The organism is Streptomyces poriticola (genome assembly GCF_036689765.1).
Classification (GTDB): Bacteria; Actinomycetota; Actinomycetes; order Streptomycetales; family Streptomycetaceae; genus Streptomyces; species Streptomyces poriticola.
This window is the reverse complement of record NZ_JBAGKH010000004.1, coordinates 234,693-255,392: the sequence shown is the minus strand read 5'-3', so window position 1 is coordinate 255,392 and position 20,700 is coordinate 234,693. Positions and strand designations below refer to the sequence as shown.

Below are 20,700 nucleotides of genomic sequence, written 5' to 3'. Positions count from 1 at the left end.
CGGACGCACTCCCCGGTCCCGTCAGCCCCACATCGCCGAGTACTGGCGCCGGTAGGCGCTGCGGTCCTGCTCCGCGCGGATCCATCGCGTGGCGACCAGCGCGATCAGACTGCCCGCGATCACCAGCAGCCCGGGGCCGAGGTTGCGGCGGTCCGTCAGCCGCGCCAGCAGCGTAGCTCCGTCGATACCCGTCACCGGTGCCGACGCACCGGGCGAGGCCTTCTCCGGAGCCGCCGACCCCTCTCCGGGCGACGGGGCGGGTCCGGCACCCCCGCCGGCCCCGTCCTCCCCGGCGACCAGCAGCGACACGCCCAGCGAGGCCATCGCCTCCTCGACCGGCTGGAAGTACGTCGTGCCGCCCCGGGTGCAGTCCCCGTTGCCGCCCGAGGTCAGCCCCAGCGCGATCCCCTCGGAGAACATCGGCCCTCCGCTGTCGCCGGGCTCCGCGCACACATCCGTCTCGATCAGCCCGGTCACCGTGCCCTCGGGATAGTTCACCGTCGCGTTCAGCGCCGTGACCTGCCCGTCGCGCAGCCCGCTCGTGCTGCCGCTGCGGAACACCCGCTGCCCCACCGCCGCCTCGCCCGCCCCCGTGATCCGCACACCCTTGCCGCCGCCGACCGACACCACGTCGGCGCCCTCGCCCGCCCCGCCGCCGGCGTACTCCACCAGGGAGAAGTCGTCCCCGGGGAAGCTCCCGGCGACCGTCTCGCCGACCTGCTCCTCGCCCCCGCCGTCCGCGAACCACACCGACCCGGTCGGCCCGCAGTGACCGGCGGTGAGAATGAACTCGCGCCCGCCGTCGGTCACATTGAACCCGGCGGAGCAGCGCCCGGCCGTGGACAGAATGGGCCGTGCCCCGTTCAGCCGAGTGGTGAACGTCCCCTCGGTGCGCTCCATGCGGACGAAGCCGCCGATGCCCTCGGCGACGTCGGTCAGCCGGGACCAGTCCGCGCCGGACACCGTGCTGTCGCCCCGGACCACCACCTCGTTCGACCGGTAGTCCACCACCCATGCCGTCCCGGTCACCCGCGGGGCGGCGCGCAGGCTCTCCGTCGCCGAGGTCAGCTCGCTCATGCTGTGCCGCACGACCTGCGCCTCGGCCCCCGCCCCCCGTACCTCGGCCGCCGCCTCCTCGTCCGTGACCGCCACGACCGGTCGCCCGTCGGCGCCGATCCAGTGCCCCGCCGTACGCGAGGTGCCGAGCCCCGCCACCAGGTCGGCGCCGGTGCCGCGGGAGGACTGTGCCAGGGTGCGCGGTCCGGGCCGGCCGTCGGCGGGCTCGCTCGCCACCGCCCCGGTGACCATGACGGTCCCGAGGAGGAGTCCGCCGACGGCGGCCAGCCGCGCCGCTCGCCGGACCATGCGTCGTCGTGCGTGCCTCATCCATGCGCTCCCGTAGCAGACTCGCGGCGGCAACACCGCGGGGCCCTCCGGAAGTCGAGCGCCCTGAACTCCATACGGCGCCGGGCCCGGCCGCGTTCAGCGCACCGGTGATCCCGTCCGTGCGCAGGCCGGGCCGCCGCCCCGGCCCAGTGCCGCCCCGGCCCCGTGTTCCCCCGTCGCCCCATGGCGCCCTATCTTGTGCCCCATGACCAGCATCCCGCGGGACCGCCCCGGTGGACCGAATCCCCTGCGCGCGCTCGGCCTGGACCGCCTCCGGCGCCGTACCAGCATGAAGTGGCGCGCGTACCCGGAGGACGTGCTGCCGTTGTGGGTGGCGGAGATGGACGTGCCCCTCGCCGAACCCGTGGTGCGCGCGGTCACCGACGCGCTGGACCTCGGCGACACCGGCTACTCCGCCGGCACCGGGTACGCCGAGGCGCTCGCCGCCTTCGCGAGCAGGCGCTGGGGGTGGGACGGGCTCGAGGTGGAGCGCACCGCGATCGTGCCGGACGTGATGCTGGGCGTGGTCGAGATGCTCCGACTGGTCACCGGGCCGGGCGACGCGGTGATCGTCAACCCGCCCGTGTACCCGCCGTTCTACCAGTTCGTCACGCATGTGGACCGGCGGGTGACCGAGGCCCCGCTCGGCGCGGACCTGCGCCTGGACCTCGAGGTGCTGGAGGCGGCGTTCCGGCGGGCCGTCGCGGACGGCGGGCGCGCCGCCTACCTGCTGTGCAGCCCGCACAACCCGACCGGCACCGTGCACACCGCCGAGGAGCTGGCCGCCGTCGCCGCCCTCGCCGAGCGGTACGGCGTCCGGGTCGTCGCCGACGAGATCCATGCCCCCGTCGTGGCCGGCGGGGTGCGGTTCGTGCCGTATCTGAGCGTGCCGGGCGCCGAGCGGGGCCTCGCGCTGATGTCCGCGTCCAAGGGCTGGAACCTGGCCGGCCTCAAGGCGGCGCTCGCGCTGGCCGGACCCGGCGCCGCCGCCGACCTGGCCCGGATGCCGGAGGAGGTCGGCCACGGCGCGAGCCATCTCGGCGTCATCGCCCACACCGCCGCCCTGCGCGACGGGACCGGCTGGCTGGACGCGTTGCTGGCCGGGCTCGACGCCAACCGCCGGCTGCTCGCCGACCAGCTCGCCGGACGGCTGCCCCGCATCGCCCACCGCCCGGCCGAGGCGACGTACCTGGCCTGGCTGGACTGCCGTGCGCTCGGCCTGGGCGACGACCCCGCCGAAGTGTTCCTGCGCAAGGGCCGGGTGGCTCTCAGCTCCGGGCTGCCCTTCGGTACCGGAGGGGACGGCCGTGTGCGGTTCAACCTGGCCGCGTCCCCGGAGGTCGTCGAGGAGGCGGTACGGCGGATGGCGGCGGCGACCGCCTGAGTCCCCGGACGGCCCGGGCAACGGCCTAGACTGCGGGACCATGGACGCGTCATGGGCCCGGCTCGGTGCGGGCAAGTACCTCCTGCTCACCAGCCACCGGAAGAACGGCACCCCGGTGGCCACCCCGGTCTGGGTCGTGCCGGACGGGGATGCGCTGGGCGTGTGGACCGTCGCCGACTCCTGGAAGGTCAAGCGGATCCGCAACCGCGCCGACGTCCTGGTCGGCCCCTGCGACCTGCGCGGCAACCCGACCGGTGAGCAGGTCCCGGCGACCGCCGAGATCTGCGACGCGGCCACCACCGCGCGCTACCGTCGGCTGATCGCCGGCAAGTACGGCCTGGTCGGCCGGCTCACCCTCCTCGGCAGCAGGCTGCGCCGCGGCCGGGACGGCACCGTGGGCCTGCGCATCGTCCCGTCGTCGTGACCACCGGACCGGGGCCGGGGCCGGCCGGACCGGGCGGACCGTCCCCCGCCGAGCGGATGTTCGGCGCCGACCGGGCCTCCCGCAGCCTGGGCATCGAGCTGCTGGAGCACGCCGAGGGCCGCGCCGTGCTGCGGATGGAGGTGACGGCGCGCATGGTCAACGGGCACGGTCTCGCCCACGGCGGCTATGTGTTCCTGCTCGCCGACACCGCGTTCGCCTGCGCCTGCAACAGCCGCGGCCCGGTGACGGTCGCGGCCGGCGCCGACATCGACTTCGTGACGCCCGCGCTCGAGGGCGACGTGCTGACGGCCTTGGCCGAGGAACGCACCCGGTTCGGCCGGAGCGGCGTCTACGACGTCACCGTACGGCGCGGCGAGGAGGTGGTCGCCGAGTTCCGCGGGCGCAGCCGGACCCTGCGCGGAGCCGGACCGGGACCCGGACCGGGTGCGAGGGCTTCCGCCGCGCCGTGAGCAACCGTCAGGTCCAGGCCCGGAACGCCTCGTCGACCAGCTGGAACACCGGCTCGCCGCGCACCGGGTCCTGGGCCGTGGACAGCCGCACCCGGTCACCGCTGTGGATGCCGATGGGCGGGCCCATCACCCGGCCCCGCACGACGAAGCCCTCGGCCATCTCCACCAGCGAGACGTTCCGTGCGGCGGGGGTGTTGCGGTGCACCACGCTGGAGTGGCGCACCGTTCCGGTGCCCTCGCTGCGCTCCGTCCGCAGCTCGCTGCCCCGGCACACCGGACAGAGCAGCCGGTGGTACATGGCGGTGCCGCACCAGGTGCAGCGCTGGAAGAAGATCGCCTCGGAGTCCCGGGGTCCCGGGTCGAGCAGGCCCGTCGCGGAACCGGTCGCCTGCTGAGCGGCACTTCCTGAGTGGTGGTACACGCTGGTCAACTCCCTGCACTCGGCCGGAATCCCGGATGCGCGGTCACCCGGGCACGCGTGTGCCCGGTGCGTCGTGCCACCGTGCACGGGCCCCAGAGTATGGCACTGAGTGTCACTCGTAAAGGCACTCCGTACCCTTGAATGGACCGGATCCGCGCGCTCAGCCGCGACCCAGCACCGCCTCCAGCTGCTGCACCACCCGCCACAGCGGTACGTCCCGCCGGGCGACGACCACCACCACGTCCTCGGAGTCCGCCCCGGGGCCCGTCGCCGCCGGTGCCGCGCCGAAGGCGGACTGCACCAGCCCCAGCGCATGGTCCACCTCGGTGCTCGCATCCCCCAGGCCGCCCGAACGCAGCCAGGAGCGCAGTGCGTTGTTGTGCGCCGCGACCACCGCCGCCGCGATCACGTCGGCGCGCAGGGTGCCGTCCGGGCGCCCGGCGAACCGGCCGCGCAGATAGGCCGCCAGGGCGCGCTCGTAGCGCCACACCACCGACAGTTCGTAGGCGCGCAGCCCCGGTACCTCCTTGGTCAGCCGGTACCGCTGCACCGAGAAGGACGGGTCCTCGGCGTACATGCGCAGCACCAGCCGGGCCGCGTCGCACACCCGCCGCACCGGCTCCGCGCCCTCGGGGGAGGCTGCCAGGAAGTCCGTCATGTCGGCCAGGCACCGCTCGTGGTCGGGGAAGACCACGTCCTCCTTGGAGGGGAAATAGCGGAAGAACGAGCGCCGGCCCACCCCGGCCAGCGCCACGATGTCGTCCACCGTCGTCTGCTCGTAGCCGCGCTCCACGAACAGCCGGAACGCCGCCGCGACCAGGGCCTGGCGCATCGGCGGACGCCCGGACGCGGACTCCGCCCTCCCCTCGCGGCGGGCCGCCGCACTGCTGGAGCTCATGAACGGGAACGTAGCAGCCCACCCCACTGCACCTGGCACTCGGTGCACCATCGGAGGGAACCGAGTGCTCCCGCTCGGTGCTCGTGCGGTTGCCCGCCTACGATCGTGACCAGCCGGCCCCGAAGAGTCCCGCATGCCCACCCGACGTCCCCGGATCCTGTGCGTCACCGACCTGGCCTACCCGGCGCGCGGACGGCGCTACTGCGACGAGGACATCTTCCTCACCGCACGGCTCCGCGAGGACTTCGACCTGGCGCTGTGCCATCCCCGGGACGCCGCCGCTCTGCTTGGACGCCTTCGACGCCGTCGTGGTCCGCAACAGCGGCCCCGTGCTCACCCACCGGGGCGCCTACGACGCGTTCCGGGCGCGCGCCGCCGAACTCGGCGCCCGGGTCCACAACCAGCTCACCGGCCGGGCGGACATGGCCGGCAAGCAATATCTGCTGGACCTCACCGAGGCCGGACACCCGGTCATCCCCACCGTCGACCGCCCCGAGGACCTGCACCGGCTGCCCGGCGCCGACGAGTAAGTCCTCAAGCCGAAGCTCGGCGCCGACTCCGAGGGTCTGCGCTGCGTGCCCGCGGACCGGGTACGCGAGGAGCTGGCCGCCGCGCCGGGGGAGCTGCTGGCACAGCCGCGTACCGTTCCGCCGAAGCCAAAGACCTCGCCGTCTCACTTCCCCGACGAGGACGAGTACAACGACCAACTGCGGCGCTGCCTCAACGACAGTTGGGCGGACTACCTCGTCGCCTGCCAGGACGAGGAATAGCGCAAGCGGAACACCGTCTCTTCACCCCACCGGGCGACCTACGAGGTCACCGAAGTGCACGGGCACTCGTTCGCGTGCGAGAGGGGGAGGGCGACGGAGATGGCAGCTGGAACGAGGGACCGGCTCGCTCGGTTGGCGGCTCGTCGGCAAGACCGAGTCCGAAGCCAGGAGCGGGACTGGTCGCGGATCTCTATCGCAGTCAGCGCTGTTGTGGCGGGGATCGGGCTCATCCTCACAGCAATCAGCACAGGCATGGGCACCTTGGTTGCTGAAGACCAGCTTGAGCAGTCACGTCAGGCCGCTGAAGAGGACGCCCGACGTCAGGCCGCCCAGGTCGTCATGTGGTTCAGGCTCGGCGAGAACGGAAAGGCGGAGGCGGTGATCTCGAACCATTCGCGGCTACCCGTGTTGTCCCTGTACACCACCCACTACATCAACGATATCGGGGAGGTCGAGACCGCGTTTCCGGACCTCCCCGCTTGCTCTCAGGTTGTTCTGGACGGGACTGACCTTCCCACGGAGAGTGCCACAGGACGGCCACCGAGCCCTCTCGCAGACTTGCACTGGATCATCTTCACGGACAGTAATGGATCGGCGTGGAAGCGTAACAAGTGGGGGAGCCTTGAGCGGTATCCGGCCGCGGACGGTGGCCGGAGCTCGGTGGTGAGCCCCCGGTTCGTCATCGAGCCAGTTCCAAAGTGCGGTGGAGCTGTCAAGGAATAGCACCACCTCGGAACTCTGCCTCTTCACCAGTCGAGCTCCAGGCATACGAGGTCGCGGTCATCCGGGAGAAACGCACCGAGATCCGCCGGTTCATCACCGGCGTCGTCGCCCCGCACGCCGTCCTCCAGCCGAAGGGACGGTGGATCAAGCACCTGAACACCCAGCTCAGCTCGGTCGAGTCCACCCTCGACGTGATCGCCGACTACATCGACGCCTGACCGGCGGGACCGGCCGCAAAGCGGTCGGCCCCGCCCTGTCCTGGAAGGAGGGGAAGTTGCTGCGGCGACGCTGCCATCCCTCCGGCACCTGGGACGACGAGTGGGCCCTGATCGAACCGCTGTTGCCGACCCCGGCCTGCGAAACGAAGGCGTGCGGCCGTCCCGAGAAGCACCCGGCGCTGGGTCGTCGAATGCTCACACGCCTGGATCATGCACGCCTGCCGACACGCGCGCGACTGCGAACGGCTCATCCAGCACTCGGATACGCTCATCACCTGGGCCGCGATCACCATCATGACCAGGCGAATCACCCGCCGAAGCTCCCGCCGGAGCGGACAGCCAGCCTCCCGCGAAGCCCAGCGGGACTGATCGTTCTCAAGGCCAGGCCCATCACCTCGGCCCTGCCCCGACCGGAACCGCCGCCCTGAGTAACCCTCTCCCACCGTCGACGGAGCCTGTCAGGCGCTTCACAGACCGGCCCCCGGGGCCAAGCGCACCGGACCAGCACCGTTCGATTTCCGAGCTGGGCAAACACCGAAACCCGCCCGACCTGCATGTCATGCCCGCTTCGGAAGCAGGCACTCACGGCTGCCATCCGACGACGCCAACACGGCCGTGCGACGTCAGAGAAGGCGCTGTCCCAGTTTCGCCGACTGCCGGTTGTGTCCCTTGGTGTCCCACCATTCCTCCAGCAGGGCACGGACGAGGTGCACGAGCTGCCGCAGCCGCTCGGGTTCGGGGGCCGGTGAGACGAAAACGTCCGTGAAGGACTTGTCTTCCCAGGGCAGGGTAACGGCCCAGCGTTCGTCGGGCAGGCCTTGGCGCACTACCCGCAACTGGTAGGTCAGCAGGGCGTGGCCCCGGGGCAGGCGGTCGATAGACAGAGCAGCGATGTCGAAGCGCACGCTGCCGTCTCCTGTGGTGCAGGAACGGGCCAGCGCCTGCTCGGCAGGTGTCTGTGCCATCATGAGTGCCTTCCTTGCCCAGAGCCACCTTGCGTCGGCTGCCCTCAAGTCCTACCCGGTATCAGCACTTGGCGACGGCGGCGGTCTGGGTGACCTTGTACGCCGTCAGCAGGTCGTTCGTCCCCGCCGGAGTGCCGATGATGGTCCGGAACTTCTCGATACTGGGGCAACTGTTCGTGTAGGTGGAGAACCCGCCGCGGCCGTTCGGCTTCCCGGACCAGATGGCCGTGCTGATCTTCTGGTCCATGGTCCTGTTCCAGCCGTGGCGAGCCTTGATGTGCTTCCATCCCCACGTCTTGGTACCGCAGCGCAGTGTGTAGAACTGGGGGCCGAGCTGGGCGAACGCTCACCAGAGCTTTGCAAACAGGCACTGAGCCACCCCGCACCGCGCAGCGCCGTCCCGGTCCCGCCCGATGGCAGGCGGGCCGGTGACGTGATGGGGTGAGAGACCGGGGCGGCAGGAGAGAGGGCGGCGGGAGACGAGGAGACGCCAGCGCATGGCGGACATGGACGTGTTCACCGGCCGGCTCGATCCCGACATGTGCGTGGTGACGGCCGCGGCGGGCGGTGACCGGGCCGGCTGCCTGGTCGGCTTCGCCTCGCAGTGCTCCCTGCGCCCCGTGCGGTTCGCGGTGTGGCTGTCCGAGCTCAACCACACCTTCCGGGTGGCCCGGACCGCCCGCGTCCTCGCCGTCCATCTGCTCGCGCGCGACCAGCTTCCGCTGGCCGAGATCTTCGGCGGCACGACCGGCGACGACGGGGTGGACAAGTTCCGCACCGTCCGGTGGCGGCACGGGTACGGCGGTGCCGTCGTCCTGGAGGACGCCGAGGCGTGGTTCGTCGGCCGCGTGCTGAGCTACACGGGCGGCGGCGACCACATCGGGTTCGTCCTCGACCCGGTCGAGTGGGGCGGGCGTGCGGAACCCGGTGGTCCGCTGCTGCGGCTCGGCGACACCCGCGGTATCACCCCCGGCCACCCCGTGGACTGAGGTCTCAGCGTCCGGGGGCCGGCCCGGCCAGTGCCTCGGTGACCGCGCGGACACTGCGCGCGATGTGCTGCAGGTGCGCCACCTCCGCCGCGTACAGCTTGATGGTGTGCTCGATGACGGACTCCTGCAGCCCGAGCCGCGGCAGGTCCGCCCGGGCGGTCTGCAGGGCGGTGCGGGCCACCCGGATCTCGTGCTGCACCTGGATCTGCGCGTGCCGGGCGAGGAGCACGGGGTGGCGGACCAGTGCGGGGTAGCCGGCATAGCGGGCCGGCACCAGTTCGCGCAGCCACCTGGCGGCCGAGCGCTCCCAGTCGTAGCTGCCGGGGATCTTCACCTGGCACGGCCAGTCCGGGCCGGTGCGCGGGGACGTCAGAGGCATGTTCTTCGCTTCCGGTGGTGCGGGGCGTCGTCGGGTCATGCGACGGCTGGGGGCGGTCCCGGCCTAGGGGATGACCGGGACCGCCACGGGCGCTCGCGCAGGCGATGCCCGGACGAACACCCCGGACGCCTGAGCGGGTAGGAGTCGGCGACCTGGGTGTTCGCACAGATGCGGACGCGATCCGGGGACGGGTCGGGCCGCGTGAGCAGTATTTATATATGCCTTCCGGATGGCAAGGCGCATGAAAACATTCATGCGCGCTGGTTGCGGGCGAGCCGCCTCCTCAGTCCCGCAGGAAGAAGTGGTGCTGCTCGGCGAGATGCTCGTACTCCTCCAGGCGGGCCTGCGTCCGCTCCGGGTCGGCGTCCGTCATGGCCTGCAGCAGCGCGGCGCACACCACGCCCGGCGCCGCGTAGGAGTCGAAGACCAGCCGCGACCCGGTGCCCGTGGCGAAGGCGACGTCGGCCTCGTCCACCACCGGGCCCAGCGCCAGATCCGTGATCAGCGCCACCTTCAGCCCGGCGCCCCGCGCCACCCGTACCGCCGTCAGCGTCTCCTGGGCGTGCCGCGGCATGGAGAAGGCCAGCACCCAGGTGCCGCCCGCCTCCCGGGACTGCAGCAGCGCGTCGGAGGCGACGCTGCCGCCCAGCGTCACCAGGCGCACGTCGGGGTGGATACGGCGGGCGGCGTAGGCGAAGTACTCGGCCAGCGACACCGAGATCCGCAGCCCCAGCACCGTCAGCGGGGCCGACTCCGACAGCCTGCGGCCCAGGTCGATCAACCGGTCGGGGTCGGCGAAGTCGCGCCGCAGGTTCTCCAGGTTCTCGATCTCCGCGTCCACCGCGGCCTGCAGTTCGTTGCCGCGGCTCTCCTCGGCCGGGGCGCCGACGCTCCGGGCACCCAGCGCGATGGCCTGCAGCCGCTCCCTGAGCGCCGGGTAGCCGCTGAAGCCGACCGCCGAGGCGAACCGGGTCACCGACGGCTGGCTCACCCCGACCCGGTCGGCGAGGTCCGTGATCGACAGGAACGCCGCCTCGGTGAGGTGCTCGATCAGGTACTGCGCGATGCGCCGGTGACCGGGGGAGAGCCGGGGCCGGTCGAACAGTGTCCGCAGCTGGGACGTGGCGGAGACCTCCGCCTCCGGCGCGGACCGGCCCGAGGTGATCGCCGACGCCTGCGCGCGTGCCTGCTGAGACGACGGCACGGCCGCGCCTCTCTTGTCTCCGCTGGAATCTCCCACGGAGGTTCAACATAGCCCACCGGCTGCCCTCACCAGGGCACCTTCCACCGCTCCCAGCGTGCGTCCGGCACCGGCGGGGCGCGGGCCGACCGGGGTTCACCCCGCCCGGTCCCCGCCCTCCAGGTCGCCCACCCGCACCAGGAGATCGGCCCCGTGCCGGGTCGCGGACACCAGCTCGGCGTTGCGCCCGTCGGTGCCGTGCACCCAGGCCACCGCCGCCTCGTGCGGCTTGCCGAACTCCTCGTGACGGGCGACCAGCCGGCGGATCCGCTCGGCCTCGTCCAGCTCGCAGAACCACACCTCGTCCAGGTGCGCCCGCACCCGCGTCCACGCCCCGCCGTCCAGCAGCAGGTAGTTGCCCTCCGTCACCACCAGCCGGGCCGTCGGCGGTACCGGCACGGCCCCGGCGAGCGGCTGCTCCAGCACTCGCTCGAAGCCCGGCGCGTACACGGTCTCGCCGGAGGCCGTCTCCCGGCGCAGCCGGCCCAGCAGCGCCGCGTACCCGGCGGCGTCGAAGGTGTCCGGCGCGCCCTTGCGGTCGCGCAGGCCCAGCCGGTCCAGTTCGGCGTCGGCGAGGTGGAAGCCGTCCATCGGGACGTGCGCCGCCCACGGCTCGCCCGGCCCGTTCAGCTCCCGCACCAGCCGTTCGGCCAGCGTCGACTTGCCGGCGCCGGGCGGCCCGGCGATACCGAGGAGGGCACGGCGCCCGCCCCGCGGCAGCCGGCGGGCCCGGGACAGCAGATCGTCGAAGGTCGGCGGCATGCCGCCGAGTCTGTCACCCGACCGGCCGTGCCGTCCCCCGCTGCCGGGTGCGCAACCACTCGAAGGGAGGCGCCGCCGCGGGGAACTGTGGGGGTATGACGACGCAACTGGGGCTCCCCGACGACATCCAGGCCTGCCTCTTCGACCTCGACGGGGTCGTCACCCGGACGGCGGTGGTGCACGCCGCCGCCTGGAAGGAGACGTTCGACGCGTTCCTGCGCGAGCGGGAGGGCGAGGCGTTCCGGCCGTTCACCGACTCCGACTACGACCAGTACGTCGACGGCCGCCCGCGCGCCGACGGTGTGCGCACCTTCCTCGCCTCCCGCGGCATCGAACTTCCGGAGGGCGACCCGGACGACCCGCCCGACGCGCAGACGGTCAACGGCGTCGGCAACCGCAAGAACGCCCTGCTGCTGCAGCGGATCCGCACCGACGGCGTCCAGGCCTACCCCGGCTCGCTGCGCTACATCGAGGCCGTCCGTGCCGGGGGGCTGCGCACCGCGATCGTCTCCTCCAGCGCCAACACCGTCGACGTGCTGCGCTCCATCGACGCCGAGCGTCTGTTCGACGTGCGCATCGACGGCGTGGTCGCCCGCGAGCGCGGCCTGCCCGGCAAGCCGCACCCCGACACCTTCCTCGCCGCCGCCCGTGACCTCGGCGTGGAGCCGCGGCGCGCCGCGGTCTTCGAGGACGCGCTGGCCGGCATGGACGCCGGCCGCTCCGGCCGGTTCGGCTACGTCGTCGGCGTCGACCGCGTCGGCCAGAGCGACGCCCTCTATGCGCACGGTGCCGACCGCGTCGTCACCGACCTCGCGGAGCTGGGAGGCCGGGCGTGATCACCAACCTGACGTACGCAGTGGAGCCGTGGTCGGTCCGCGAGACCTCCCTCAACCTGGACCTGCTGGCCCAGAGCGAGTCCGTGTTCGCGCTGTCCAACGGGCATGTCGGCTGGCGCGGCAACCTCGACGAGGGCGAACCGCACGGCCTGCCCGGCACCTATCTCAACGGCGTCCACGAACTCCACCCGCTGCCCTACGCCGAGGCGGGCTACGGCTACCCCGAGTCGGGTCAGACGGTCATCAACGTCACCAACGGCAAGCTGGTGCGGCTGCTGGTCGACGACGAGCCGTTCGACCTGCGCTACGGACGGCTGATCAAGCACGAACGGACCCTGGACCTGCGCCGCGGGGTGCTGGAGCGCCTGGTCGAGTGGACCTCACCGGCCGGGTCGACGGTACGGGTGCGCTCCACCCGGCTGGTCTCCCTCACCCAGCGGGCCATCGCCGCCGTCGAGTACGAGGTGGAGCCGCTCGACAGCCGCACCCGGGTGGTCATCCAGTCGGAGCTGGTCGCCAACGAGAGCCTGCCCGCCCCCGACGGCGACCCGCGCGCCGCCAGGGCCCTGCAGTCCCCGCTGGAGCCGGAGGACGCCTTCGCCGCCGGCCGCCGGCTGCGCCTGGTGCACTGCACCCGGCGCAGCGGGCTGCGGGTCGCGGTCGCCGCCGACCATGTGGTCGAGGGCCCGGACGGCGTTCTCACCAGCAGCGAGAGCGACGTGGACGTGGCGCGGCTGACCGTCACCGCCGTACTGGATCCGGGCCAGGCGCTGCGGGTGCAGAAGACGGTCGCGCACGGCTGGTCCGGCACCCGGTCCCGGCCTGCGATGGCCGACCAGGTCGACGCCGCCCTGGCCGCCGCCGCACACAGCGGCTGGGCCGGACTCCTCACCGAACAGCGCTCCTACCTGGACGACTTCTGGGGCCGCGCGGACGTCGAGGTCGACGGCGACGAGGAGATCCAGCAGGCCGTCCGCTTCGCCCTGTTCCACGTGCTGCAGGCCGGTGCCCGCGCCGAGCAGCGGGCGATCCCGGCCAAGGGGCTGACCGGCTCCGGCTACGACGGCCACGCCTTCTGGGACACGGAGATGTTCGTGCTGCCCGTGCTGGCCTACACCGAGCCCCGGGCGGTCGCGGAGGCGCTGCGCTGGCGCCGGGACACCCTGCCCGCCGCCAAGGACCGCGCCGCCCAGCTCGGTCTGAGCGGCGCCGCGTTCCCCTGGCGGACCATCGACGGCTCGGAGGGGTCCGCGTACTGGCCGGCCGGCACCGCCGCCTTCCACGTGGGCGCCGACATCGCGCATGCCGTCGTCCGGTACGTCGCGGTCACCGGGGACACGGACTTCGAACGCGAAGCAGGCCTCGAGCTGCTGGTGGAGACCGCCCGGCTGTGGCGTTCCCTCGGTCACCACGACCACCACGGCACCTTCCACATCGACGGGGTCACCGGACCCGACGAGTACAGCGCCATCGGCGACGACAACATGTACACCAACCTCATGGCACGGGCGAACCTGCTCGCCGCCGCCGACGCCTGTGAACGCCACCCCGACGACGCGGCGCGGCTCGGCGCCGACGACGAGGAGAGCGCCGCCTGGCGGGACGCCGCCGAGGCCGTGTGCATCCCCTACAACGACGAGCTCGGCGTGTACGAACAGCACGCGGGATTCACCCGGCACCAGCGCTGGGACTTCGCCCGCACCACCGCCGACCAGTACCCGTTGATGCTGCACTTCCCCTATTTCGACCTGTACCGCAAGCAGGTGATCAAGCAGTCCGACCTGGTCCTGGCGATCTACACCTGCGGAAGCTGGTTCGACGCCCACTGCGACGACGACGAGATCGCCCGCAACTTCGCCTACTACGAACCGCTGACCGTCCGGGACTCCTCGCTGTCGGCCTGCTGCCAGGCCGTGGTCGCCGCCCAGACCGGGCATCTGCGCCTGGCCTACGACTACACCGCCGAGGCCGCGCTGATGGACCTGGCGGACCTGGAGCACAACACCCGGGACGGCCTGCACGTCGCGTCCCTGGCGGGGACGTGGATGGCGCTGGTCGCCGGGTTCGGCGGCACCCGCCGGGACGGCGAGACCCTGCGGTTCGCACCGCGGCTGCCGGAGAAGTTCAGCCGGCTGGCCTTCCGGCTGCAGTTCCGCGGCCGGTGCGTACGTGTGGAGATCTCCGCCGGCAGGGCGACGTACACGCTGCTGTTCGGCGAGCCGCTGACGATCCGCCACCACGGTGCGGAGGTCGAGCTCACCGGCGACGAGCCGGTCACCCGCACCACCCCCAGGATCAAACGCCGGCCGTCCCCCGAACAGCCCCCGCACCGGCGGCCCAACGCCCGCTGACCGGCCGTCACCCGGGGGGAGGCCGGACGGCGGGCCGCTTTCCTCCCGGTACGACCATCATGCAATGGTTGCTCTGTTCGAAGTGTGACGTTTCATCAGGGTTCCCGTGTGTTCACGATGGAGAGGCGGACGATGGCCAACGGTGTGAGCACCCTCCGCGCCGGCAGGCGCCGGCGCGGCCCGGCGACGGCCCCCGGCGCGCCGGGCCGGGCCCGCGACACCCGCCTGCTCGCGGCGGTGGCCGCCGTCTTCACCCTGGCCCAACTGCTGCTGGTGCGCCCCGGAATGGGCCTGGGCTGGGACGAGACGGTGTACGTCAGCCAGGTCACCACCCACACTCCGGCCGCGTTCTTCAGCGCCCCCCGATCCCGCGGCGTCTCCCTGCTGGTGGCGCCCGTCGCGTCCTGGTCGTCCTCCACCGAACTGCTGCGGGTCCACCTCGCTGTGCTGTCCGGCCTCGGCCTCTTCCTGGCCCTGCGCGCCTGGCGGGGCCTGTTCCCGGCCCGGGTCCTGGCCACCGCCGGCGCCCTGTTCGCCACCCTGTGGGTGACCCTCTTCTACGGCCCGCAGGCCATGCCCAACTACTGGGTCGCCGTCGGCGCGCTGATCTGCGTCGGCTGCTTCCTGCGCGCGGACGCCGATCGCGGAGGCAGGGCGGTGCTGTGGGGCGTGGCGGCCGGCGCCGTCCTGATGGCCCTGATGCGGCCCACCGACGCGGTGTGGGTCACCCTGCCGCTGCTCGTCCTCGCCCTGGTCCGCCGCCGGTGGCCGCTGCTGCTCGCCCTGGCCGCCGGGCTGGCCGCCGGGGGAGGGGAGTGGGTGGCCGAGGCGTACGCCTGGTACGGCGGGCCGGGGGCGCGGCTGTCCCGGGCCTCCGAGATCCAGGGCGGGCTCGGCTGGCACTTCGCCGTCGACGACCAGCTGCGCAGCCTCGGCGGGCGTGCGCTGTGCCGCCCGTGCGACGTGTCCATGCCGGCCCTGCCGGTCCTCCTGTGGTGGTACCTGCTGCCGGTGCTCGCCGCACTGGGGCTGGCCGTCGCCGTCCGCGCCGGGCGCACCGCACGCACCCTGGTCCCGCTGGCGTGCGCCGCCACGGCGGCCCTGCCGTACCTGTTCATGATCGGGTACGCGGCGCCCCGCTTCCTGCAGCCCGCCTACGCCCTGCTGGCGCTCCCCGTCGCCGACGCGCTCTGGCACCTGGTCCGACGGCCCGGCGGCGCTTGGCGGCCGGTCGCCACCACCCTGGTCGCAGTGGGGCTGGCAGCGCATCTGGCGGTGCAGCTCAGCGTCCTGGTGCACACCGTGGACCGCAACACCGACAGCCGCCGCGACTGGGCCCGCACCGCAGGCGAACTGCACGGACTGGGCGTCCGCCCGCCCTGCCTGCTCACCGGGTACCAGGCCATCCCGATCGGCTACTACACGGGCTGCTCCTCGGGCGCCACCGCCGGCAACAACGAGAACACCACCGAGGCCGAGATCGTGCGCACCGCCCGCCGCATCCCGGTCGCCGCGCTGACCGGTCCCGACGGCACCCCGCCCGGCTTCGCCCGCACCTGGACCCCGTACCGGATCGGCGACCTGGAGATCCGGGTCGCACCGCCGCCGAGGGCCGACGGGCAGGACGGGTCCGGCCGGGAGGACTGATCCCGGCCGGGCGCTCCGGGGTCAGGGGAGCAGCTTGTCCAGGGCGGCCGGCCCCTCCGCGGCCAGCTTGCGGCGGGCCCACTCCAGGGTGCGCTCGCTGAGGTCCTTGCCGGACGCCAGAACCAGGTCCTCGGGCGACACGTCGGTGCCCGTGCGGGTGTGGAGCAGGTCGTCCGGGGTGGCGCGGTCGTCGCGTACGCGTACCTCGGACGGCCGGGAAGCCTCAGGCTGTGACATCTCCATGACGGAAGCTCCTCCGGTCCGGTGGCTGATCCGGTCCCGATACTGCCATCGGTCCCGAATATCCCGATATCACACCCTAGCGTCCCTGCCTCCGCAGCGCCGCGCGCTCGAACTGCCTGCCCGGGCGGACAGACGCCGCGGAGCCGTCCGGCGTCCCCCACGGACATGCGCCCGGAAGCCGCACGGCATCCAATGGACACGAGCAGGACGAGCGGAGATCCGGCCCGGCCGGCCCGGGCAGAAGGGCAGGGAGCATGGCAGGCAACCGTACCCGTGCCGGTGAGCGGGGCCCGGCCGCGCGCGGGGGTCTGCGGCGACTGGGCGAGTGGTGCGCCCGGCACGGAGTGGTCGTCCTCGTCGCCTGGCTGGCGGCGCTGGTCGCCCTGCAGCTCTCCGAGCGCTCCTTCGGCGGGGACTACTCCGACAACTTCACCATCTCCTCCACCCAGTCCGCGCAGGGCCTGGACGTCCTGCAGCAGCACGACCCGGCGGCCGCCGGCTACAGCAGCCAGATCGTCGTCCACGACGCCGACACCTCCCTGACGTCGCTGAGCTCGCAGTTCGGCACCACCGTGGGCGACCTGGAGAAGCTGCCGCACGTGCTGTCCGCGCAGAACCCGCTCACCGCCCCCTCCCAGACCGCCGAGGGGCCCGTCTCCTCCGACGGCCGCACCGCCTACATCAGCGTCCGCTTCGACGTCCAGCCGTCCACACTGGACGACTCCTACCTCGACGGGGTGGACGACGCCGTACAGCCCCTGCGGTCGGCCGGTGCCGAGGTCGAGTACGGCGGACAGCTCGGCGAACTGGCCCGGCCCGCCCCCGACGACCGGATCAGCGAGATGATCGGCTTCGGGGTCGCGATCGTCGTCCTGCTGATCGGCTTCGGCAGTGTGATCGCCGCCGGGATCCCCCTGATCACCGCACTGCTGGGGGTCTTCGGCGGACTGGCCTGCCTCGGCCTGCTGGCCGCCGCGTTCACCTTCGCCACGGTGTCGCCCACCCTGGCCACCATGATCGGGCTGGGCGTCGGCATCGACTACGCCCTGTTCCTGATCACCCGGCACCGGCAGAACCTGATGAACGGCGCCGACCCGGTGCACGCGGCCGGCCACGCCACCGCCACCAGCGGCCGGGCGGTGCTGGTCTCCGGCTGCACGGTGATCGTCGCGCTCTGCGGCCTCTACGCCTCCGGCGTGTCCTTCATCGGCAAGCTCGGCCTGGCCGCCGCCGTCACCGTGGTCTCGGCCGTCCTCGGGGCGCTGACCCTGGTCCCCGCCCTGATGGGCCTGATCGGCCGGCGCCTCGACCGCTACCACGTACGCCGCCCCGTCGCCGAGACCGACGCCGAGCCCGGCGCGGAGCCGCACGGCGTCTGGCACCGCTACGCCCGGCGCGTGGAGCGCCGGCCCTGGCACTTCCTGGCCGCCGGCCTCGCGACCATCGCGGTCCTGGCCATCCCGGTCTTCTCCATGCAGCTCGGGCACATCGACGACGGCGCCGACCCCACCTCCTTCACCGACCGGCGCGCCTACGACCTGATGACCGACGCGTTCGGGCCCGGCTCCAACGCGCCGCTGACCGTGGTCGTCGACCAGTCGGACGTACCGCAGGCGCAGCGTTCCGACCTCGCCTCCCAGGCGAACCGGACCCTCGCCGACGTCTCCGGCACCGCCGCCGTCACCCCGCTCACCGCGACCCAGGACGGCGACGTGCTGATCGGCACCGTCTACCCGGAGCACTCCCCGCAGAGCGCCGAGACCACCGACCTCACCAACCGGCTGGTCGACAGCACCCTGCCCGAGGCGGTCTCCGGCACCGACGCCCGGGGCTACGTCACCGGCACCACCGCCGCCCAGGTCGACTTCCGCGACATCGTCGCCGACCGGCTGCCGCTGATCATCGCCGTCGTGGTCGCCCTAGCCTTCCTGATCATCCTCACCGTCTTCCGCGGGCTGCTGGTCGCGGTCAAGGCCGCCGTGCTGAACGTGCTGTCCATCGCCGCCTCCTACGGTGTCGTCGTCGCCGTCTTCCAGTGGGGCTGGGGCGGGCCCGCGCTCGGGGTCAACGGCACGGTGCCCATCGAGAGCTATGTGCCGATGATGATGTTCGCGATCATCTTCGGGCTGAGCATGGACTACGAGATCTTCCTGCTCTCCCGGGTGCACGAGGCCTGGCTGCGCACCGGCGACGCCAAGGACGCGGTGGCCCACGCACTGGAGATCACCGCCCGGGTCATCACCTGCGCCGCCCTGATCATGGTCAGCGTCTTCGCCGCGTTCATCATCAGCGACAACATCGTCGTCAAGATGCTCGGGCTCGGGCTGGCCGTCAGCGTGCTCATCGACGCCACCGTGGTCCGGCTGCTGCTGGTGCCGGCCGTGCTGACGCTGCTCGGGCGGCACGCATGGTGGACACCCGGGTGGCTGGACCGGGTCCTGCCGCACATCGACGCCGAGGGCGAGCACGAACGGGCGGCGGCCGGGGCGGTCAGCGGTGGCCCGGGGGAGCAGGGCTCAGGACGAGCATCGTGACGTCGTCCTGCAGATCCCGGCAGAACCGCGACAGATCGCCCCACACCAGTTCCGTGAGCCGGGCCGGATCGGCGCCCGCCTGTTCACCGAGCCCGGCCAGCCGCTCCAGCAGCGGATAGAAGCCGCCGCCCGCGTCCCGGGCCTCGCCCACCCCGTCGGAGGCGAGGAACAGCCGGTCACCCGGGTGCAGCCGTACCGACTGGGCGCCGATCGCCGAGGCGTCCGCAAGACCCAGCCCCAGCGGCGTCCAGGGCGCCAGCCCCAGCTCCGTGACCGCCGCCCCGCGCAGCAGTAAGGGCGGCGGATGCCCGCAGGTCACGATGCGCACCTCGGCGGCGTCGGCCGAGAACTCCAGCAGCGCGGCCGTCGCGAACAGTTCGGCGTGCCGCACGTCCGCCGAGTCCACCCGCAGCCTGCGGTCCAGCCGCCCGGCGACCTCCGCGAGCTCCTGCTGGTCCAGCACCGCCTCCCGGAACGCCCCGAGCAGCGAGGCCACCGTGGCCACCGCCGACAGCCCGTGCCCCTGCACATCACCGATGACCGCCCGGACCCCGAACGGGCCGTCGCGCACATCGAAGAAGTCACCGCCGACCAGCGTCCCGCGCTGCGCCGCCCGGTACAGCCCCGCACACCGCACCGGTCCCACCTGTTCCGGCAGCGGCGGCACCACGGCCCGCTGTGCCGCCTCGGCGACGGTGCGCTCGAGATTCAGCTGCGCGTCCCGGCGACTGCGCACGAACGACACGAACACGCTCAGTACGACGACGAAGGCGACGGTGAGCAGGTCCGTTCCGCCGGGCCGGTCCAGCTGGAAGGCGGGCACGGTCAGCATCGCGAGCACGGCGGCCCCGAGCACCGCGGTCACCAGCGGGCTGTACGACAGCACGGCCAGCGGCGGGATGGCACCCAGCAGAAAGCCGATGTCGAGGGGGTCGGGACTGATCAGGGTCGCCGCGCCGACACCGGCGACGAGGGCGACCGGCAGCAGCCGCACCCAGCGGGGCGGCGGCGCACCCCGCAGCCAGCCCCGCCGCTCCGCACCCCGGCGCGCGACCGCTGCGGACACCTTTCCCACACCACCACGCTCCTACGCGGGCATCCCTCCCGCACGCCGGGCACCGGGAGGTCCGGCGTCCCGGCCACCGCGGCCCGCACCGTCCAGCAGCGCCTCGGCGGCGGCGAGGACCTCCGTCACCCGCAGCCCGAACGCCGCGTCGCACGGATGCCGGTGCCCGCCGCGGGCGGCGGCCAGCAGCGCGTCCGCGGCGCGCAGCAGCGCCGGAACCGCCCCCTGCGTGCTCTCCGGGAGCACCGTCACGCCCGCGCCGCCACGCAGTTCCACCGTGGCGCCCGCCGCCGCGGCCGGGGCCGAGAGACTGAGCGTGAGCACGCTCGACGCGCCGCCGGCGTGCTCCAGGACCACATGCACCGTGTCCCCGGGCCCCGGCGCCGCCGCCGCCACCCGCCGCACCTCGCCCAGGACCGGGAGCAGCACCGACAGGGCGTGCGGGCCGACGTCCCACAGGGCGCCCTTCTCCCGCCGCCACGGCGACCGGCCGAACGGGCTGTCGCCGGTCAGCACCGAGCCGAGCCACTGCGCCCGCGCCGTGAACCAGTCCGCGCGCCCGGCCTGACCGGCGATCCACGCCTCCGCCTCGGGCTGGAAGCGGGCGGTGAAGAACACGACCGAGGCGACACCGGCCTCCCGCACCGCGCCGGCCACCGCCCGGCCCTGCGCCACCGTGGCCGCCAGCGGCTTGTCCAGCAGCAGATGGCAGCCGGCCCGCGCCGCGCGCACCGCGAGTTCCGCCTGCACGTCGGGGGGCAGTGCCAGGGCTACGGCGTCCACCTCGGCGAGCAGCCCGTCCACGTCCTCGTAGGCGCGGGTGCCGTGACGTTCCGCCAGCTCCCGGGCCGCCTGCGGGCGGCGCCCCCACACGCCCGTGAACTCCAGCTCGCCGTGGAGGCTCAGGGCGGGGGCGTGCGCCAGCTCCGCCCACGGTCCGGTCCCCAGCAGTCCGATGCGCATACCGCAGCCCCTCCTCGCCGGTCACCGGTCG

Annotated in this window: 21 protein-coding genes and 2 pseudogenes; 12 read left to right on the top strand and 11 right to left on the bottom strand. The window is 73.2% G+C overall.

Annotated elements, in window-relative coordinates; translation table 11 throughout:
• Positions 1-21: 21 nt before the first annotated feature.
• On the bottom strand, positions 22-1,386 hold the full coding sequence (locus V5O46_RS08795; RefSeq protein WP_332883917.1) for a S1 family peptidase: 1,365 nt from the start codon (positions 1,384-1,386) through the stop codon (positions 22-24).
• A gap of 205 nt (positions 1,387-1,591) precedes the next feature.
• Between V5O46_RS08795 and V5O46_RS08790 the strand changes: the two genes are divergently transcribed.
• Genes V5O46_RS08790 through paaI form a run of 3 tightly spaced genes read left to right on the top strand, consistent with a single transcriptional unit; the run spans position 1,592 to position 3,664 of the window.
• A complete protein-coding gene (locus tag V5O46_RS08790; protein ID WP_332883916.1) occupies positions 1,592-2,770 on the top strand; it encodes a MalY/PatB family protein in 1,179 nt (392 codons plus the stop codon).
• Between the two features lie 40 nt (positions 2,771-2,810).
• The gene (locus tag V5O46_RS08785) at positions 2,811-3,194 is read left to right on the top strand and encodes a PPOX class F420-dependent oxidoreductase (protein WP_332883915.1); all 384 of its coding nucleotides are present in this window, start codon (positions 2,811-2,813) and stop codon (positions 3,192-3,194) included.
• Between the two features lie 56 nt (positions 3,195-3,250).
• Positions 3,251-3,664 (top strand): hydroxyphenylacetyl-CoA thioesterase PaaI, encoded by a 414-nt coding sequence (paaI, locus tag V5O46_RS08780; RefSeq protein ID WP_332884125.1) that lies wholly within the window; start codon positions 3,251-3,253, stop codon positions 3,662-3,664.
• Positions 3,665-3,671: 7 nt separating this feature from the next.
• On the opposite strand, the gene V5O46_RS08775 is transcribed toward paaI, so the two are convergent.
• Both V5O46_RS08775 and V5O46_RS08770 read right to left on the bottom strand, forming a co-directional pair.
• Positions 3,672-4,085 (bottom strand): Zn-ribbon domain-containing OB-fold protein, encoded by a 414-nt coding sequence (locus V5O46_RS08775; protein ID WP_332883914.1) that lies wholly within the window; start codon positions 4,083-4,085, stop codon positions 3,672-3,674.
• Between the two features lie 160 nt (positions 4,086-4,245).
• Positions 4,246-4,983, bottom strand: a complete 738-nt coding sequence (locus V5O46_RS08770; RefSeq protein WP_332883913.1) for a TetR family transcriptional regulator — start codon at positions 4,981-4,983, stop codon at positions 4,246-4,248.
• Between the two features lie 133 nt (positions 4,984-5,116).
• Here V5O46_RS08770 and V5O46_RS08765 point away from each other — a divergent pair.
• The 4 genes and pseudogenes from V5O46_RS08765 to V5O46_RS08750 all read left to right on the top strand — a co-directional run.
• A pseudogene (locus V5O46_RS08765) lies at positions 5,117-5,624 on the top strand (hypothetical protein); the annotation flags it as partial.
• Positions 5,625-5,852: 228 nt separating this feature from the next.
• Entirely contained in the window at positions 5,853-6,476 is a 624-nt protein-coding gene (locus tag V5O46_RS08760; protein ID WP_332883912.1) for a hypothetical protein, read from the top strand.
• Positions 6,452-6,694, top strand: a complete 243-nt coding sequence (locus tag V5O46_RS08755; protein ID WP_408648945.1) for a hypothetical protein — start codon at positions 6,452-6,454, stop codon at positions 6,692-6,694. The genes V5O46_RS08760 and V5O46_RS08755 overlap by 25 nt, the downstream gene beginning before the upstream one ends.
• 174 nt (positions 6,695-6,868) lie before the next feature.
• Positions 6,869-7,020 (top strand): annotated as a pseudogene (locus tag V5O46_RS08750) (IS5-like element IS4811 family transposase); the annotation flags it as partial.
• A gap of 297 nt (positions 7,021-7,317) precedes the next feature.
• Here V5O46_RS08750 and V5O46_RS08745 read toward each other — a convergent pair.
• Positions 7,318-7,662 (bottom strand): hypothetical protein, encoded by a 345-nt coding sequence (locus tag V5O46_RS08745; protein ID WP_332883911.1) that lies wholly within the window; start codon positions 7,660-7,662, stop codon positions 7,318-7,320.
• 58 nt (positions 7,663-7,720) lie between these two features.
• Positions 7,721-7,906 (bottom strand): hypothetical protein, encoded by a 186-nt coding sequence (locus tag V5O46_RS08740; RefSeq protein WP_332883910.1) that lies wholly within the window; start codon positions 7,904-7,906, stop codon positions 7,721-7,723.
• Positions 7,907-8,156: 250 nt separating this feature from the next.
• Here V5O46_RS08740 and V5O46_RS08735 point away from each other — a divergent pair, with 250 nt between their 5' ends.
• Positions 8,157-8,648, top strand: coding sequence for a flavin reductase family protein (locus V5O46_RS08735; RefSeq protein ID WP_332883909.1), 492 nt, complete (start codon positions 8,157-8,159; stop codon positions 8,646-8,648).
• 4 nt (positions 8,649-8,652) lie between these two features.
• On the opposite strand, the gene V5O46_RS08730 is transcribed toward V5O46_RS08735, so the two are convergent.
• The 3 genes from V5O46_RS08730 to V5O46_RS08720 all read right to left on the bottom strand — a co-directional run bounded on the left by V5O46_RS08730 (position 8,653) and on the right by V5O46_RS08720 (position 11,029).
• Positions 8,653-9,027, bottom strand: a complete 375-nt coding sequence (locus V5O46_RS08730; protein WP_332883908.1) for a hypothetical protein — start codon at positions 9,025-9,027, stop codon at positions 8,653-8,655.
• 283 nt (positions 9,028-9,310) lie between these two features.
• On the bottom strand, positions 9,311-10,231 hold the full coding sequence (locus V5O46_RS08725) for a MurR/RpiR family transcriptional regulator (protein WP_332883907.1): 921 nt from the start codon (positions 10,229-10,231) through the stop codon (positions 9,311-9,313).
• Positions 10,232-10,363: 132 nt separating this feature from the next.
• Positions 10,364-11,029 (bottom strand): nucleoside/nucleotide kinase family protein, encoded by a 666-nt coding sequence (locus V5O46_RS08720; protein WP_332883906.1) that lies wholly within the window; start codon positions 11,027-11,029, stop codon positions 10,364-10,366.
• A 95-nt stretch (positions 11,030-11,124) separates the two neighbouring features.
• Here V5O46_RS08720 and V5O46_RS08715 point away from each other — a divergent pair, with 95 nt between their 5' ends.
• From V5O46_RS08715 to V5O46_RS08705, 3 genes are all read left to right on the top strand, one after another.
• A complete protein-coding gene (locus V5O46_RS08715; protein ID WP_332883905.1) occupies positions 11,125-11,865 on the top strand; it encodes an HAD family hydrolase in 741 nt (246 codons plus the stop codon).
• On the top strand, positions 11,862-14,216 hold the full coding sequence (locus tag V5O46_RS08710) for a glycoside hydrolase family 65 protein (RefSeq protein WP_332883904.1): 2,355 nt from the start codon (positions 11,862-11,864) through the stop codon (positions 14,214-14,216). Before V5O46_RS08715 ends, V5O46_RS08710 begins: the two co-directional genes overlap by 4 nt.
• Before the next feature lie 132 nt (positions 14,217-14,348).
• A complete protein-coding gene (locus V5O46_RS08705; protein ID WP_332883903.1) occupies positions 14,349-15,863 on the top strand; it encodes a hypothetical protein in 1,515 nt (504 codons plus the stop codon).
• A gap of 21 nt (positions 15,864-15,884) precedes the next feature.
• Here V5O46_RS08705 and V5O46_RS08700 read toward each other — a convergent pair whose 3' ends face one another.
• Positions 15,885-16,106 carry a hypothetical protein gene (locus tag V5O46_RS08700; RefSeq protein WP_332883902.1) on the bottom strand — a complete coding sequence of 74 codons (222 nt, stop codon included), beginning with the start codon at positions 16,104-16,106 and terminating at the stop codon, positions 15,885-15,887.
• A gap of 254 nt (positions 16,107-16,360) precedes the next feature.
• Between V5O46_RS08700 and V5O46_RS08695 the strand changes: the two genes are divergently transcribed.
• Complete coding sequence (locus V5O46_RS08695) at positions 16,361-18,640, top strand: MMPL family transporter (RefSeq protein ID WP_332883901.1); 2,280 nt, start codon at positions 16,361-16,363, stop codon at positions 18,638-18,640.
• Here V5O46_RS08695 and V5O46_RS08690 read toward each other — a convergent pair.
• Together V5O46_RS08690 and V5O46_RS08685 are read right to left on the bottom strand one after the other, a co-directional pair.
• A complete protein-coding gene (locus V5O46_RS08690) occupies positions 18,597-19,715 on the bottom strand; it encodes a PP2C family protein-serine/threonine phosphatase (RefSeq protein WP_332883900.1) in 1,119 nt (372 codons plus the stop codon). The genes V5O46_RS08695 and V5O46_RS08690 overlap by 44 nt on opposite strands.
• 12 nt (positions 19,716-19,727) lie before the next feature.
• Complete coding sequence (locus V5O46_RS08685) at positions 19,728-20,669, bottom strand: Gfo/Idh/MocA family protein (protein ID WP_332883899.1); 942 nt, start codon at positions 20,667-20,669, stop codon at positions 19,728-19,730.
• Positions 20,670-20,700: the final 31 nt, after the last annotated feature.